General features: G+C 64.0%; 13 protein-coding genes. 2 read left to right on the forward strand and 11 right to left on the reverse strand.

All coding sequences use genetic code 11. The annotated features are described in order from the left end of the window. Positions 1–15: 15 nt before the first annotated feature. Positions 16–588 carry a thiamine phosphate synthase gene (locus tag WBP07_RS11790; RefSeq protein WP_395391239.1) on the reverse strand — a complete coding sequence of 191 codons (573 nt, stop codon included), beginning with the start codon at positions 586–588 and terminating at the stop codon, positions 16–18. Between WBP07_RS11790 and WBP07_RS11795 the strand changes: the two genes are divergently transcribed. After that, on the forward strand, positions 587–1249 hold the full coding sequence (locus WBP07_RS11795) for a YggS family pyridoxal phosphate-dependent enzyme (protein ID WP_395391240.1): 663 nt from the start codon (positions 587–589) through the stop codon (positions 1247–1249). The genes WBP07_RS11790 and WBP07_RS11795 overlap by 2 nt on opposite strands. 275 nt (positions 1250–1524) lie before the next feature. Continuing rightward, positions 1525–2445: an alpha/beta fold hydrolase gene (locus WBP07_RS11800; protein ID WP_395391241.1), complete on the forward strand. Its 921-nt coding sequence runs from the start codon at positions 1525–1527 to the stop codon at positions 2443–2445. Between the two features lie 109 nt (positions 2446–2554). On the opposite strand, the gene ribA is transcribed toward WBP07_RS11800, so the two are convergent. From ribA to WBP07_RS11850, 10 genes are all read right to left on the reverse strand, one after another. Continuing rightward, positions 2555–3589 carry a GTP cyclohydrolase II gene (gene ribA / locus WBP07_RS11805; protein WP_395391242.1) on the reverse strand — a complete coding sequence of 345 codons (1035 nt, stop codon included), beginning with the start codon at positions 3587–3589 and terminating at the stop codon, positions 2555–2557. A gap of 23 nt (positions 3590–3612) precedes the next feature. Further along, positions 3613–4401 (reverse strand): exodeoxyribonuclease III, encoded by a 789-nt coding sequence (xth, locus tag WBP07_RS11810; protein ID WP_395391243.1) that lies wholly within the window; start codon positions 4399–4401, stop codon positions 3613–3615. A 584-nt stretch (positions 4402–4985) separates the two neighbouring features. Further along, positions 4986–5642: an outer membrane lipoprotein carrier protein LolA gene (locus WBP07_RS11815; RefSeq protein WP_395391244.1), complete on the reverse strand. Its 657-nt coding sequence runs from the start codon at positions 5640–5642 to the stop codon at positions 4986–4988. A 74-nt stretch (positions 5643–5716) separates the two neighbouring features. After that, on the reverse strand, positions 5717–5884 hold the full coding sequence (rpmG, locus tag WBP07_RS11820) for a 50S ribosomal protein L33 (RefSeq protein ID WP_021232219.1): 168 nt from the start codon (positions 5882–5884) through the stop codon (positions 5717–5719). Between the two features lie 301 nt (positions 5885–6185). After that, positions 6186–6980 (reverse strand): polyphosphate kinase 2, encoded by a 795-nt coding sequence (ppk2, locus tag WBP07_RS11825; protein WP_395391245.1) that lies wholly within the window; start codon positions 6978–6980, stop codon positions 6186–6188. A 16-nt stretch (positions 6981–6996) separates the two neighbouring features. Continuing rightward, on the reverse strand, positions 6997–7809 hold the full coding sequence (locus WBP07_RS11830; RefSeq protein ID WP_395391246.1) for an undecaprenyl-diphosphate phosphatase: 813 nt from the start codon (positions 7807–7809) through the stop codon (positions 6997–6999). 365 nt (positions 7810–8174) lie between these two features. Next, positions 8175–8981 (reverse strand): hypothetical protein, encoded by an 807-nt coding sequence (locus WBP07_RS11835; protein WP_395391247.1) that lies wholly within the window; start codon positions 8979–8981, stop codon positions 8175–8177. Between the two features lie 2 nt (positions 8982–8983). Beyond that, the gene (locus WBP07_RS11840) at positions 8984–9589 is read right to left on the reverse strand and encodes a hypothetical protein (protein ID WP_395391248.1); all 606 of its coding nucleotides are present in this window, start codon (positions 9587–9589) and stop codon (positions 8984–8986) included. Between the two features lie 301 nt (positions 9590–9890). Beyond that, positions 9891–12053 (reverse strand): M13 family metallopeptidase, encoded by a 2163-nt coding sequence (locus WBP07_RS11845; RefSeq protein ID WP_395391249.1) that lies wholly within the window; start codon positions 12051–12053, stop codon positions 9891–9893. A 177-nt stretch (positions 12054–12230) separates the two neighbouring features. Then, on the reverse strand, positions 12231–13964 hold the full coding sequence (locus tag WBP07_RS11850) for an ABC transporter transmembrane domain-containing protein (RefSeq protein ID WP_395395784.1): 1734 nt from the start codon (positions 13962–13964) through the stop codon (positions 12231–12233). Positions 13965–14304 lie beyond the last annotated feature (340 nt).

Genomic DNA, 14304 nt, shown 5'->3' on the forward strand with positions numbered 1-14304 from the left:
CAAGGCTGTGGGCGATTACGTAAAGGCTTGAATCGCGGCCCATTTGCGCGCGGGCAAGCGGCGCCCGCGATGGGGCGTCATGCCGCCCAGCGCGATAACCGGCACTTGCGAGCGTGCCGAAAGCAGGCGGAAGCGCGTTGGGCCGAGGGTCTTGCCGCCGGGGTGGGAGCGGGTGGCGAAGACCGGCGAAATCAGCACCATGTCGGCGCGCGCGCGGTGGGCCTCGCCGAGTTCGCGCAGGGAGTGGACGGTGACGAGGCGCAAGGTTGCCGGGCCGTCTGCCAGTCTGGCCGCCGCGCCGTAGGCCCCGGCTGCTTTCCAGCGCCGGGCCTCACGGGGCGTACCGGATAGTACGACCATGTGGCCAAAACGCCGGGCGATGCGGGAGAGAACCTTGAAGCGCGTGCCGCGTTCGGCGGGCGACAAGTGGTAGTGGCGGAACACCAGCCCCGATCCGCGCGGCAGGCGGGCGAGGGCATTTTCGAGTGCGGCGTCGTTCCGCGCGTCGCTGATGAGCCAGATATCAGGCCAGGAGTCGGGACATGGTGGCTGGCGGTTCGGCACGGGGACGCTATAGCAGCGCGCCATGGATCAGCCAGCTTCTCCTCTCGCGACCGTTCGCGCCCAGATCGCCAATGCCGCCCGCATCGCCGGACGCAAGCCCGCGGACATCGAACTCGTCGCCATTTCGAAGACTCATCCGGCGGAAGCCATTCTGCCTTTGATTGCTGAAGGCCAGCGCGTGTTCGGCGAAAACCGCGTGCAGGAGGCCGAGGCCAAGTGGCCCGCCCTGCGTGAGGCGCATCCCGATGTGGTGCTGCACCTTGTCGGCCAGCTTCAGTCCAACAAGGCCGAGGATGCGGTGGCGCTGTTCGACTGCATCCACTCGCTCGACCGGCCCTCGCTGGTTTCGGCACTGGCCAAGGCGATGGACAAGCTGGGCCGTCAGGTGCCCTGCTTCGTGCAGGTGAACATCGGCGCGGAAGAACAGAAGGGCGGCTGCCCGATTGCCGAAGTGCCGGCACTGCTGGCCGAAGCCCGCGCGGCGCAGATTCCGCTGGCCGGGCTGATGTGCGTACCGCCGGCGGGGATCGAGGCGGCGCCGTTCTTCGCACTGCTGGCCAAGATCGCGCGGGACAATGACGTGGCCGGCCTGTCCATGGGCATGAGCGAGGATTTCGAAACGGCGATCATGCTGGGCGCGACGCATGTGCGCGTGGGCAGTGCGCTGTTCGGCGCGCGGGGCTGATTCCCTTATCCTCCCCGGCAAGGGGAGGTAGCAGCCCTTGGGGCTGACGGGGGATCGGCATCTTCACTAGGCCGTCCGGCGGTGGCGAGAGTCCCCTCCACCACCCTTCGGGCGGTCCCCCTCCCCGTTTCGGGAGGAACAATTCGCTCGCCCCGGCAATACCGCCGCAGCGGAGATTTTTCATACTCCCCAAGTGCTTCGCATTGAAGCATGATGCGCCAACCCCTTCCGAACGGGGCCATTGAACGAGCACTTTTCGGTAAGGGGACACAATAATGAAGCGCGCAATATTTGCCGCGGCTGTTCTGCTGCTCTCGCTATTGGGCCTGACGCCCGCCTCAGCGCAGGAATTTGCCTTTCCGGCCGGGTTCCGGACGAAGGAGATCGCCACGAACGGCACCACCCTGCATGTCCGCGTCGGCGGAACGGGGCCGGCGGTGCTGCTGATCCACGGCTATGGTGACACCGGCGACATGTGGCAGCCCCTCGCCGCGCGGCTGATGCGCGATCATACCGTGATCGTGCCGGACCTTCGCGGGCTGGGTCTGTCCGCCACCGCGACCGACGGCTTCACCAAGAAGAACCAGGCGCAGGACATGGCGGGCGTGCTCGATCGCCTGAAGATCACCCGTGCCGACGTCGTCGGTCACGATATCGGCAACATGGTCGCCTTCGCCTTTGCCGAAGCCTATCCGGACCGCACCACGCATCTGGTCATGATGGACGCCCCCGTGCCCGGCGTGGGGCCCTGGGATGAGATCCTGAAGAACCCCCTCCTCTGGCATTTCCGCTTCGGCGGGCCGGACATGGAGCGGCTCGTCGCCGGGCGGGAGCGGATCTATCTGGATCGCTTCTGGAACGATTTCGCCGCCACCCGCACTGCCTTTCCTGAAGCTGCCCGCGTTCACTATGCCGCGCTCTACGCGAAGCCGGGTCGGATGCACGCAGGCTTCTCGCAATTCGCGGCGTTCGATCAGGACGTGATCGATAACCGCGCCTCCGTCGCACGCGGCCCGCTGACGATGCCCGTCTTGGCCATCGGCGGCGGCCATTCGTTGGGGCCGAACATGGCAGGCATCATGCGCGCCGCCGCCAGCAACGTGACGGAGCTGGTAGTGCCGAATTCCGGCCATTGGCTGATGGAGGAACAACCCGCCCAGACGGTAGACGCCATCGCCGCGTTCCTGCGCACCTGAGGCCGGTGAAGCGATCCGGGGCTGCGTAAGCCGCCCTGGATTGCCCTCGCAATGATCAGGAAGGGGCTATCGGACTCGCCAGAAAGATCTGGCAGCCGATCACTCCCCCTTAGAGAATGTGCCCCGTACGATCGCGCTTGGTATCCAGGTAGCGGGCGTTGTGCGGGTTCGGCGGCAGCTTGTGCGGCACACGCTCTGCCACGGTAACGCCCACGCCTTCCAGCGCGGCGACCTTGGCCGGGTTGTTGGTCATCAGCCGGATCGCATGGACGCCGAGCAGCTCCAGCATCCGCGCCGCCACCGGGAAATCCCGCGCTTCGGTCGGCAGGCCAAGGCGGTTGTTGGCGTCCACCGTGTCGAAACCCTGATCCTGCAGCTGATAGGCGCGCAGTTTGTTGACGAGGCCGATGCCGCGCCCTTCCTGCCGCAGATAGAGCAGCACGCCCCAGCCGCCGTTCGCCGCCTCATCCGCCATCGCCCGCAGCGCCGCATCGAGTTGCGGCCCGCAATCGCACTTCAGGCTACCAAGAATATCGCCGGTCAGGCATTCGGAATGGAGGCGCACCAGCGGCGCACGGTCGCCATCCTGCGTGCCGATCACCAGTGCGACATGCTCACGCAAGTCATCCAGTGCCCGGAAGGCGACGATCTCGGCATCCTCGGCCGCCGCAACGGGCAGCCGCGCGCGGGAGGCGATGACGAGGTTGCCCGTCTCCTTCCATGCCGCCAGATCGGCGGGGGTGACCTGCTGCGCCTCGCCCACCGGCTCCGGTGATACCAGGAAGGCCGGCAGGATACCGGCGAGGCGCGCCAGTTCCATCGCCGTGCGCGCCGCCTCACCGTCGTCGATATGTTCGGCCGCAAACGGGCCCTTCATCGGATGGACCAGATCGAGCGCCGGATCGGCGATGGCGCGCGCGGCCGCCAGATCGAACGGCTCCGCCGCGCGGATCAGCACGGGCGCCTCCGGCACGGCCGCCTCGCGCTGGTTGGCCAGCTTCAGCGTTACCGCACGCGCAGCCGAGATCAGCATGCGCGGCGCAGTGACGCCGGGCGCAAAACCGGTTTCGGCAGGCAGCAGCGCAGCGTGATCGCCGACCCGGATCGGCCAGCCGTGGCGCAGCGCATCCAGCGCCAGCGCCACGCGGCGGGAGGAGCCCTGCTCGCTCAGAGTTCGAACTCGGTGATCAGCGGCACGTGGTCGCTCGGCTGTTCCCAGCGGCGCGTCTCTTCCACGAAGCTGTGCGCGCGCGCCTGCTTGGCAAGGTCGGGAGAAGCCCACATGTGGTCCAGACGGCGGCCCTGGTCCTTCTGGCGCCAGTAGCTGCGGTAGGACCACCAGGAGTAGTTGCGCTCCGGCGCGGGGATGAACTGGCGGCCCAGATCGACCCAGCCGTGCGCATCCCGGAAGCGACCCAGCGTTTCCACCTCGATCGGCGTGTGGCTGACGACCTTGAGCAGCGCCTTGTGGTCGTAGACGTCCGATTCGAGCGGGGCGATGTTGAAGTCGCCAACGATCAGCGTGGGCCGGTCCACCTTGTCCGCCCAGCGCGTCATACGCTCCAGGAAGTCCAGCTTCTGGCCGAACTTGGGATTGACCGTACGGTCGGCGACATCGCCGCCGGCGGGAATGTAGACGTTTTCGAGGATCAGACCCTGACCTGCACCTTGCAGTTCGACGCCGACATGGCGCGCCTCGCCATTGTCCTGCCAGTCATGACGGCTGAATTCGGTGAAGGGCACTTTCGAGACGGTGGCGACGCCGTGATAGCCCTTCTGCCCATGGATCGCGCGGTGGGTGTAGCCCAGCCGTTCGAACATCTCATGCGGGAAGAGATGCTCGGCAACCTTGATCTCCTGAAGGCAGAGAACGTCGGGGGCTTGCTCGGTAAGGAAACGCTCTACCTGATCGAGGCGCAGGCGGACCGAATTGATGTTCCAGGTGGCAATCTTCATGGCCATGGCTTTAGGGATGCCACCCGCGAATTGCCAGAGGGGGCGGCGGGGAAAGCTTTGTGGCCGGACAGGAAAGCGCCTTGCCGCCGGAAGAAAGCAGGGCCCCCGCCTTCGCGGGGGCGACGGTGGTTTTTGACCAATGGTGATTTGGCAAATGGCGGAACAGCGCCACGCTTGTGTGGCTGTGGTTCGGTTCAGGCCGGAGCGAGAATGGTGCCGTTCGAGAACCGGAGCGGAGCGGCCTTTCTGGCCGTGAGCACCGGAAGCGCAGAACGGTGCCGTTCGCAGCCCGGCATGGGCCGAACCACAGCCACACAAACAAAAACCCTCGGTCCGGGGGCAGAGGACCGAGGGTTCCTGTAAGCGTTCGTCACGCTAATATCAGAGCGGCTCACTCAGGAGGCGTGGGCAACAGGGGGGAAACCCGCCTCGAACCGTTCTGACCATTCCTATCTAGGTACTCTTGGCTTTCTGCCAAGTGAACGGAGTGAAAGAAACTGTCACAGTTTGTCGCTTGGGAGGGTCAAAACACGGCCAAGCGTTGTCCGGTGTCGACGAATTCTTGAGGCGCTTCGCGACTCCGTTCAGCGACGGTTGCGCGGGCGCGGGTCGTTGAAGCGGAAATCGTTATCCGTCACCGGAACGCCGTAGCGGTGGTTCGACAATGCGATGGTGGTGCGCTGATTCTGCGAATCGAGCGCCACCCAGTACGACAGCTCCAGCCCGCCGGGGGCAGAGGCCTTGCGCGTGAAGATCAGCGTGATGATGCCGTATTCGGGGTGCGAACGATCGCGCACTTCCACCGAGATCACGTTGGGATTGCCGCTGGGGCGCACGGTGCCGTACTTCGCCACATCGCGCTTGGGATCGAGCACCGCGCCCAGCGGGCTGTTGCCGATCGGCCAGCGCTGCACCTGGTTCACCGCGTAGTCGATCATCGTCAGCGCCTTGCCGTCGCCAACGATCAGCATCCGCGCGCTCTTCTCATACTGGAAGCGAATCCGCCCCGGACGGGCGAGCGTAAGCTGGCCGGAAACCGACTGACCATTGCGGTCGGTCTGCACGAAATCGGCCTTCAGCGTGGTGATCGCGCGCAGCGCGGCCACGGCCTGGTCAAGCTGCTGCTGCTCTGCGGGCGATGCCGCAAGCGCAGGAGTTGCCGTAAGGAGGGCAGGAACGGAAAGCGCGGCCAAACTGGCCGCGCCTACGCAAGAGCGAAAGATCTTGAAGGTGCGGGTCATAAGCCTCCCATTGGGTTCACAGCCTTGAACCGCACCTGAAGCGCTTGGTTCCGATTCGCACCGGAACCAGCGGCTTACTTGATCTTGGCTTCCTTGAAGTCGACGTGCTTGCGCACGACGGGATCGTACTTGCGGAAGGTCATCTTCTCGGTCGTGTTGCGCGGGTTCTTCTTGGTGACGTAGAAGAAGCCGGTGTCGGCGGTCGAGACAAGACGGATCTTGACGGTTGCGGGCTTCGCCATGGCGGTTTCCTAATTCTCTCGTTTCAGCCGCCCTGGCAGGCCGGCATGTTCGTTGAAAAGCATAGAGGCGGTACGAGACCGCCCCTCAAGGCTCGGCCCCATGCTTTAGATGTCGGCCAGAGTCAAGGGCGGCGAATGATTCGAAGGGAGTCTTTGGTCGGGCTGACGCCCGGACAAAACGGGCCTCCGGCTGTTTTGAGCGGCACCAGCCCACTCCGGACGTCAGTCCGGAAAAAGGCCCTGCCGCAAACCATTCGCGGATGCGAATGGCGCACCCAACCCATGAGTCCGACAACTCCCCTCAATCTACATCGAAATCCTTGATCGGCTTCAGAACCCCGTACTTCTCGTTGTACGGCGCGTGCTCCAGCCGCTCCATGCGAATCGCCGGCGGGTCCACCTTGGTATCGGGCAACCGGTCGAGCAGATCGCGCACCAGCGTCAGCCGGCCCAGCCGCTGGTCGTTGAAGTCCACCACGGTCCACGGCGCATGCTTCTTGTGCGTGGCCTTCAGCATGTCCTCGCGCGCCTTGGTGTAATCCTCGTACTTCTCGCGTGCGGCAACGTCGATCGGGGAGAGTTTCCAGCGCTTCAGCGGGTCGATCAGCCGCTCGTTCAGCCGTTCCTCCTGCTTGTCCTGATCGCAAGCGAGCCAGTATTTGAACAGCAGGATGCCATCCTCCACCAGCATCCGTTCGAACTCCGGCACTTGATGGAGGAAGCGCTTCACCTCGCTCGCGGTGGCGAAGCCCATGACTTTCTCGACACCGGCGCGGTTGTACCAGCTGCGGTCGAACAGCACGATCTCGCCGCGCGTGGGCAAATGCTCGACATAGCGCTGGAAGTACCACTGCCCCCGCTCCCGCTCGCTGGGCGCGCCCAGGGCGACGGTGCGGCACTGGCGGGGGTTGAGCTGGCCGGAGACCGCCTTGATCGCCCCGCCCTTGCCCGCAGTATCGCGCCCTTCGAACAGCACGATGATCCGCGCGCCAGTGGTCGCGGCCCAGCGGGCCATGCCCACCAGTTCCTCCAGCATCGGCTCAAGCTGGGTTTCGTAGTCCTTGCGGCCGAGTTTCTTTTGCTTCTTCTCGGCCATGGTCGTTCAGCCTTTCTCAAACCCGCGAAAGCAGGAACAGCGCAAGTGCACCGGCAACGATACGATACCATGCAAAAGGCGCAAAGCCCGAACGGCTTACGTAAGCCATGAAAGCCTTGATCACGACCAGCGCCACCACGAAGGCGACGACGAAGCCGATACCAATCTGCCCCCAGCCGACCGGGCCGGTGCCTGCCATCAGTTCATGCCGCGCGCTCAGCAGTTCCAGTGTGGTGGCGCCGATCATCGTCGGCACTGCCAGGAAGAAGCTGAATTCGGCGGCAGTGCGGCGCTCAACGCCCATCGCCAGCGCACCCATGATCGTCGCGCCCGAACGGCTGACGCCCGGCACCATCGCCAGACACTGCGCCAGGCCGACACCCAGGCAAGTGAACACCGGAAGCTGCGCAACCCCGCTCGGCGCGCCGGGCTTGGCCACCTTCTCGATGCCGAGGATGGCGATACCGCCGATGATCAACGCCCAGGCCACCACCATGGGCTGGCCCAGCAAACCTTCGATATAGTGCTTGAGCAGCAGGCCGAGCACGGCCGAAGGCAGAAAGGCCAGCAGCACGTTGCGCACGAACCGGATCGAGACCGGGTCCAGCCGCAGCAGGCCCGCGCCCACCGCCCAGAAGGTGCGCCAGAACTGCACGATCACGGCCAGGATCGCGCCCAGCTGGATGACGATATTGAACGTCGCCCATTGCGCCGCGTCGTATCCGAACAGCTCGGTGGCAAGGATGAGGTGCCCGGTCGAAGAGACCGGCAGAAACTCGGTGAGGCCCTCGACGATGCCGAGGAGGATTGCGGTAAGGGTCAGGTCCATCGGCGCAAGGTCATGCCGCACGGGCGAGCCAAGTCAACCCGGCGCGATGGAAGCGAGCCTCTATAATCGCTGGAAAAACGCGGTTGGCCGTATTTTGACGGAATGTGACTGAAGACTGGCAGGTGACCACCGCCCAGAGAGGCAGGTATAACCAAGTACGCGGATATGCCCTTCCGACGGCTCAAAGCGAGAGATCAAACGCTCCATCTGGGAAACGGCTAAGTCGGCATGTCAGCGAAGGTACACCCGTCGCAGTCGCACGAACTGCTCCTTTCTGGAAGGACAACATCGACCATGCGATCCAACATGCAATATTTCCAGCCTGCCGAGCAATCCGCCCAGATCACTCCCCATACTCATCGCCGTTATTCATTTTCTGACAACACCTTTCCCGTCGCTACATCTACAACTTGACCATTATCGTAAGCCAGAACGCCAGCGACCGGAGCGAGCTGTGAAATCAGCTGTGTCTCACTATCGACGAAGGGACCAACGGCGTGAAAGCCAGCGATTTCAATCCGCGAATGGATAAGACCGGGAGGCAGCACATCCCCTTCCCGAGTAGGACGCAGTCCCACCGCCATCACGGCATAGTCCATCTTGGCGGCAACTCCTTGTCCACTGACCGGGACAAGCTCCGGGATTGTCGCGGGTGACCATGCATAATCCAAAGCAATTGTGCCCAGGTCAGTCACAACGCCGGGCTTCAGCGTAAACCGAACCGTGCCCAGACAAAAGCATTGGACCAAAAATCCACTAAAGCCTTCGCCATACAGTATATATTCTCCCGCAGGCAGCTCAGCTAGAACCATTCTGCCATCAGACAATTCCATCAGTTCTCGCTTGAAAGGCACGCTGAAAAGATTCGGCACACCGTCATAAGTAAAGTCGAATTTATCAGATCTCCCGGCCTTTCTGCCCGATTTAGCGTATGCAGCGCTCTTAGCCGCTTCATATCCCGCCATTTCATCACCGGACGGGATGCGCATGACTATGATGTTGAACAGTTTCAAACGGGACTGAAGCCGAACAAGGGCATAGGCCTTGTCGGACGCAATATTGATGGGCTCACCCGCCTCAATCATCCGAACATAGTCGTTCGATTTGGCGCACGCGGGTTGGTAGCAAAGCGAAAGCGCCGCGAATGCCAGAAAGGTGATAAGCGTACGCATCACTATTTGAGCACTTTCTCAGTCGGTGGAACGGGGCCGGCTGCGATGCGCGCCTGCAACAGTATCGACCGCTCGGGATGATCGTCGTCGTTAAGCCTCGTCCACACCGCTTCCGAAGTTCGATATCGGACATATCCGCGCGGAAGCATGCAACTGTAGAACCGCATCTGCCGAATGCTGCGCTCAAGCGGCCCCTTTATGATGGCGCCCATGCCCGCACCAATCAAACCGTACATGCCAAAGCTATAATCGACAGGCCGCGCTTTTTCATGCTGCCGCCAGGCTACGAAGGAAGGCGTTTCACGCATCATGCCATGCGGAAGAAAGCGCCAGCAAAAACGCAAATCCTCTTCCGCCTTTGGCTCAGTCACACCTAATTTGTGAAAGACGACATATTTGCCTTCGTAACCGAGGTCACCGGTTGCCACGGCAAGATCGGGAAGCGGTCCTGTCAGACCCTCTTCCCGGTCTGCAGCCAGAACCGTTTGCGCATCACTAGGAGCAGATTTTGTCGATTCTGGCAGAACATTGGCGTGCGCAATCGAGCCACCAAAAACCATCGCAGCGATCACTGCGCAGCCGATGTCGCGAAATATTGCTAACGTCATTTTACCCCCCGAGGGGACCGAACTACACTTCGCGTATTACGGAGGCAATAAATTCGAACATCCAAAATTGATGCAAAACCCACCCTATCTCCCTTATGGATATTTTTACACTTCCCGCCAACAAGACACGAATGCTGCGGAAAGCTATTCCATCGGCCGACCATAAACCTAATACGTCGGCATCCCCTCATAATTTCGATCGATGTGCTTACACCACATCCCCAAAAACCGAAGCGGCCCGACCCGGACAATTCCGGATCGGGCCGCCTCTGATCACTCAAACCGGATCACCGGCACTACATCACCAGATGCGCACGCGGTCTGCGGGGGCCTGGTAGAGCTTGTCGCCCGGCTTCACGTCGAAGGCCTTGTACCATTCGTCGAAGTTACGGACGAGGCCGTTGATGCGGTAGTGCGCGGGCGAGTGCGGGTCGGTCTTCAGCTGCTGGCGCACGGCTTCTTCGCGGTACTTGCTGCGCCAGACTTGCGCCCAGGCCATGAAGAAGCGCTGGTCGCCGGTCAGGCCATCGATCACCGGGGCTTCCTTGCCGTTCAGCGAAAGCTTGTAGGCGCGGTAGGCGAGGCTGAGGCCGCCAAGGTCGCCGATGTTCTCACCCATGGTCAGCTTGCCGTTCACGCAGGTCTTGCCGTCGTCGAACGGGCAGAAGCTGTTGTACTGCGCTTCCAGGCGGTCCTGCAGCTTCTGGAAGTTGGCCTTGTCGGCCGAGGTCCACCAGTCGCGCAGGTTGCCCTGGCCATCGAACTTGGCGCCCTGATCGTCGAAGCCGTGGCCCATTTCGTGGCCGATCACCGCGCCGATCGCGCCGTAGTTCACCGCCGGATCGGCCGAGACGTTGAAGAACGGCGGCTGCAGGATCGCGGCGGGGAAGACGATCTCGTTGAACGAGGGGTTGTAGTAGGCGTTGATCGTCTGCGGCAGCATGAACCATTCGGCGCGGTCCACCGGCTGGCCCAGGCGGCGCATCTGATCGCCATTGGCCCAGGTTTCCGCGGCCATCGTGTTGCCCAGCGGATCGGTGGCCGAGAAGGCCAGCCCTTCGTATTCCTTGAACTTCGCCGGCATGCCGATCTTGGGCGTGAAGGCGTCCAGCTTGGCGACGGCGGCCTTGCGGGTTTCGGGGCCCATCCACGACAGGTCGGAAAGGTTCGCAGCCATCGCCTTGCGCAAGTTGCCGACCAGCGATTCCATCGCCGCCTTGGCTTCCGGCGGATAGTACTTTTCGGCGTAGATCTTGCCGAGCAGTTCGCCCGACATGCCTTCGACCGCCGCAATCCCGCGCTTCCAGCGGGCGCGCTGTTCGGGCTGGCCGCTCATCACCTTGCCGTAGAAGGCGAAGTTGGCATCGTCGATATCGGTGGGCAGGACGGAGGCGTGGGTGCGCAGGAACTGCGCGGCCAGCCAGGCCTGCCAAGTGGCGACCGGCACGCTTTCGATCAGCTTGGCCGCTTCCGGCACGCCGCCGCCGAACCAGGCAGCTGCCTGCGCCGCATCGATGCGGGCATCCTTCAACTCTTCGGCCGAGGGCGGCATCTCATCGACCAGCACGTAGCCGGCCTTGCTGGCGCCCATGGTATCGATGAACGTCTTCATCAGGCCGGGCGAGGCCAGCCCTTCGAACTCCGCCAGCGACAGCTTGTTGTAGGTGAGGTCCGGGTTGCGGCTGGCGGCGCGGTCCCAGTCGGCCTGCGCCAGACGGGTTTCCAGCGAGAGCACGGCCTTGGCCGAGGCGGCGGGGTCCGTGTAGCCGGCCTTGCCGAGCAGGAAGGTCAGGTAATCCAGGTACTTGGCGCGGATTTCCTGCGAACGGGCGTCGCTCTTCAGGTAATAGTCGCGGTCCGGCAGGCCCAGGCCGCCCATGCCGACCTGGAAGGCGTTGACGTCGCTGGCCTTGGCGTCGGGCGAAATGTAGGCGCCCAGCGGCGAGGAATAGCCCGGCGAGGCGAACAGCTTCATCAGGTCATTGGGCGTCTGCGCCGCATAGATGCGCTGGAGGAACGGCTGGGCGGGAGCGAGGCCGGCCTTGTTGATCGCGTCCACATCCATGAAGGCGCGGTAGGCATCGGCCACGCGCGCGGCATCGCTGCCCGGCGCCGGGTTCGAGGCGAGCAGTTCGTCCATGATGCCGTGCAGGCGCTGTTCGGAAAGGTCGCGCAGCGCGGTGAAAGAGCCCCAGTTGGTGCGATCGCTGGGCAGCACCACCGCGTCCGACCACTTGCCGCTGACGAAGCGGTCGAAATCGTCACCCGGCTTCACCGACTTGTCCTGCCACTGCGTCTGGATGCCGGCGCCGCCCCACGAGACCTTGGCGGGATCGACTTCCATCGGGTTCGTCGTCGCGGCGGCGGCTGCGGGAGCCGCCTGCTGGGCGAAAGCCGGGGCCGAAAGAACGGTTGCAGAGACGAGCGCCGTGGTGGCGAGCGCCCTGAAAAGGGTGCGAGGCATCAGGAAGCCTTTCCGAATTTGGTAACACGCATGAAACATGCCCGGGCCAGGACGACCCGTCACTCGGCGCAACATAATTGCCAGCGCTGGCAACGCCAGCCCCCTGATGCAGTTCGTCGGGACCTGTCAGCCGTTCGTCGATTGCGATGGAACGAGAAAATGCCCCCATGGGCATTTTCAAACGGATCCGGTCACCATGTCGAACTGCAGGGCCGCCAGCCGCGCATAGAGACCACCGGCGCGGGTCAGGCTTTCATGATTGCCTTCCTCGACGATGCGGCCACCGTCCATCACGATGATCCGGTCCGCCTGCCGCACGGTGGCCAGGCGGTGGGCGATGACGAGCGTGGTGCGGCTGGCCATCAGCCGGTCCAGCGCGTCCTGCACCAGCCGCTCGCTTTCGGCGTCGAGCGCGCTGGTCGCTTCGTCCAGCAGCAGGATCGGCGCCTCACGCAGCAAGGCGCGGGCAATCGCCAGACGTTGGCGCTGGCCGCCGGAAAGGCGCGCGCCGTCTTCGCCCAGGAAGGTGTCGAGCTCATCCGGCAGCGCGCGCAGGAACTGCTCGGCATTGGCGGCGCGGGCCGCTTCCCAGATTGCCGCGTCATCGGCGTTCGGGTTGCCATAGAGCAAGTTGTCGCGCGCGGAGGCGGCAAACAGCACGCCTTCCTGCGGCACGAGCGCGATGCGGCGGCGCACTTCGGACGGATCGGCGGAAGTCAGCTGCACGCCGTCGATCTTCACCACGCCGCTCTGCGGGTCGTAGAATCGCTCCGCCAGTTGGAACAGCGTGGACTTGCCGGCGCCGGAGGGGCCGACGATCGCCACCGTCTCGCCCGGCTCCACCGTCAGGCTGAAGTCGTGGAGCGCAGCGGCGTCCGGCCGCGCGGGATAGCGGAACGTCACGCGTTCGAAGGCGATCTTGCCCCGCGCCGGCTGCGGCAGCACTTGCGGGCGTGCCGGCGGGGAGATCGCGGGGCGCTCGCCCAGCAGTTCGGCAAGGCGGCTGGCCGCCCCTGCCCCGCGCACCAGATCGCCGTAAACCTCTGTCAAGGAACCGAAAGCGCCGGCAACGATGCCCGCCGTCACCACGAAAGCGGCGATGGTACCGCCGGTGATCGTATGTTCCGCCACGCCGATGGCGCCGCGCCAGAGGATTACGGTGATCGAGCTGAAGATCAGGAACATGATCACCGCGGTCATCGCCGCGCGGATGACGATGCGGCGTTTGCCGGTCTCGAAAGTGCGCTCCACCGCGCCGGCAAAGCGCGTCATTTCGTGGCCTTCCTGGTTGAAGGCCTGCACCACGCGCAGCGCGCCGAAGACTTCGCTGGTCATCGCGCCGATATCCGCCACGCGGTCCTGGCTGGAGCGGGCGACCGCGCGCAGGCGCCGGCCGAAGGCGGCGATCGGCAGGATCACCACGGGAATCGCGATCACCAGCCCCAGCGTCAGGTGCGGGGCCAGCATGAACAGGTAGATCACGCCGCCCACCGCCATGATCGCATTGCGCAGCGCGACGGAGACGGTGGTGCCCACCACCGTTTCGATGATCGCGGTATCCGCGGTCATGCGCGAGGCGATCTCCTTCGGGCTGTTCTCCTCGAAGAAGCTGGGCGACAGGGTGACGAGGTGGCGCTGCACCCGCAGGCGAATGTCGGCGACGACGCGCTCGCCCAGCCAAGAGACCGAGTAGAACCGGATCGCGGTGGCGATGGAGAGCACGGTGACGACGCCCATCAGCATCGCGAACCACCAGCGGATCGCCGAAGGATCGGCCCCTTGCGCAAAGCCCTGATCCACGATCTGGCGGAAACCGTAGGGAATCGCGAGGGTGGAGGTGGCCGTGGTCACCAGCGCGGCGCCGGCAATCGCCATGCGGCCGGGATAATGAAACAGCTCCCGCCAGACCATGCCGAGCGCGCTCAGGCTCTTGCGCCGAGTCCCCCGGCTGTCCTGGACGCCGTCCCCGGCCCGGCCATCCTGTATCGCGGCGCCGATTTCCTGCGCCTCGCTCTGTTCCACATCGGCTTGCATGGCGTTGCGCATTATCGCGTTGCAGGCTCCGGGAAAAGGCCCGCCGCACCGGGATGGCGGTGGATGTTCCGGACAGCGCAATCGCCAGAATAGTCTGTCGCAAAAAGTGACAAGGACCATTGCCGCATTGCACAATCGCCCGGAGAGGCCCACATGATGCCCGAGAATCCGGGAAAGAACGGCCCTTTAGAGGCCGTCAGGAACGTCGCGCAGGAGA

Origin of the sequence: Novosphingobium oxfordense (genome assembly GCF_044029435.1) — a bacterium.
Lineage (GTDB): Bacteria > Pseudomonadota > Alphaproteobacteria > Sphingomonadales > Sphingomonadaceae > Novosphingobium.

What these genes read in the sequence shown, in the direction of transcription:
- ppk2 (WP_395391245.1), bottom strand. Translation starts at nt 6,980, where the DNA reads ATGGCCGAGAAGAAGCAAAAGAAACTCGGCCGCAAGGACTACGAAACC.
- WBP07_RS11850 (WP_395395784.1), bottom strand. Translation starts at nt 13,964, where the DNA reads ATGGTCTGGCGGGAGCTGTTTCATTATCCCGGCCGCATGGCGATTGCC.
- WBP07_RS11790 (WP_395391239.1), bottom strand. Translation starts at nt 588, where the DNA reads ATGGCGCGCTGCTATAGCGTCCCCGTGCCGAACCGCCAGCCACCATGT.
- WBP07_RS11840 (WP_395391248.1), bottom strand. Translation starts at nt 9,589, where the DNA reads ATGACGTTAGCAATATTTCGCGACATCGGCTGCGCAGTGATCGCTGCG.
- rpmG (WP_021232219.1), bottom strand. Translation starts at nt 5,884, where the DNA reads ATGGCGAAGCCCGCAACCGTCAAGATCCGTCTTGTCTCGACCGCCGAC.
- WBP07_RS11835 (WP_395391247.1), bottom strand. Translation starts at nt 8,981, where the DNA reads ATGCGTACGCTTATCACCTTTCTGGCATTCGCGGCGCTTTCGCTTTGC.
- WBP07_RS11795 (WP_395391240.1), top strand. Translation starts at nt 587, where the DNA reads ATGGATCAGCCAGCTTCTCCTCTCGCGACCGTTCGCGCCCAGATCGCC.
- xth (WP_395391243.1), bottom strand. Translation starts at nt 4,401, where the DNA reads ATGAAGATTGCCACCTGGAACATCAATTCGGTCCGCCTGCGCCTCGAT.
- WBP07_RS11815 (WP_395391244.1), bottom strand. Translation starts at nt 5,642, where the DNA reads ATGACCCGCACCTTCAAGATCTTTCGCTCTTGCGTAGGCGCGGCCAGT.
- WBP07_RS11830 (WP_395391246.1), bottom strand. Translation starts at nt 7,809, where the DNA reads ATGGACCTGACCCTTACCGCAATCCTCCTCGGCATCGTCGAGGGCCTC.
- WBP07_RS11845 (WP_395391249.1), bottom strand. Translation starts at nt 12,053, where the DNA reads ATGCCTCGCACCCTTTTCAGGGCGCTCGCCACCACGGCGCTCGTCTCT.
- WBP07_RS11800 (WP_395391241.1), top strand. Translation starts at nt 1,525, where the DNA reads ATGAAGCGCGCAATATTTGCCGCGGCTGTTCTGCTGCTCTCGCTATTG.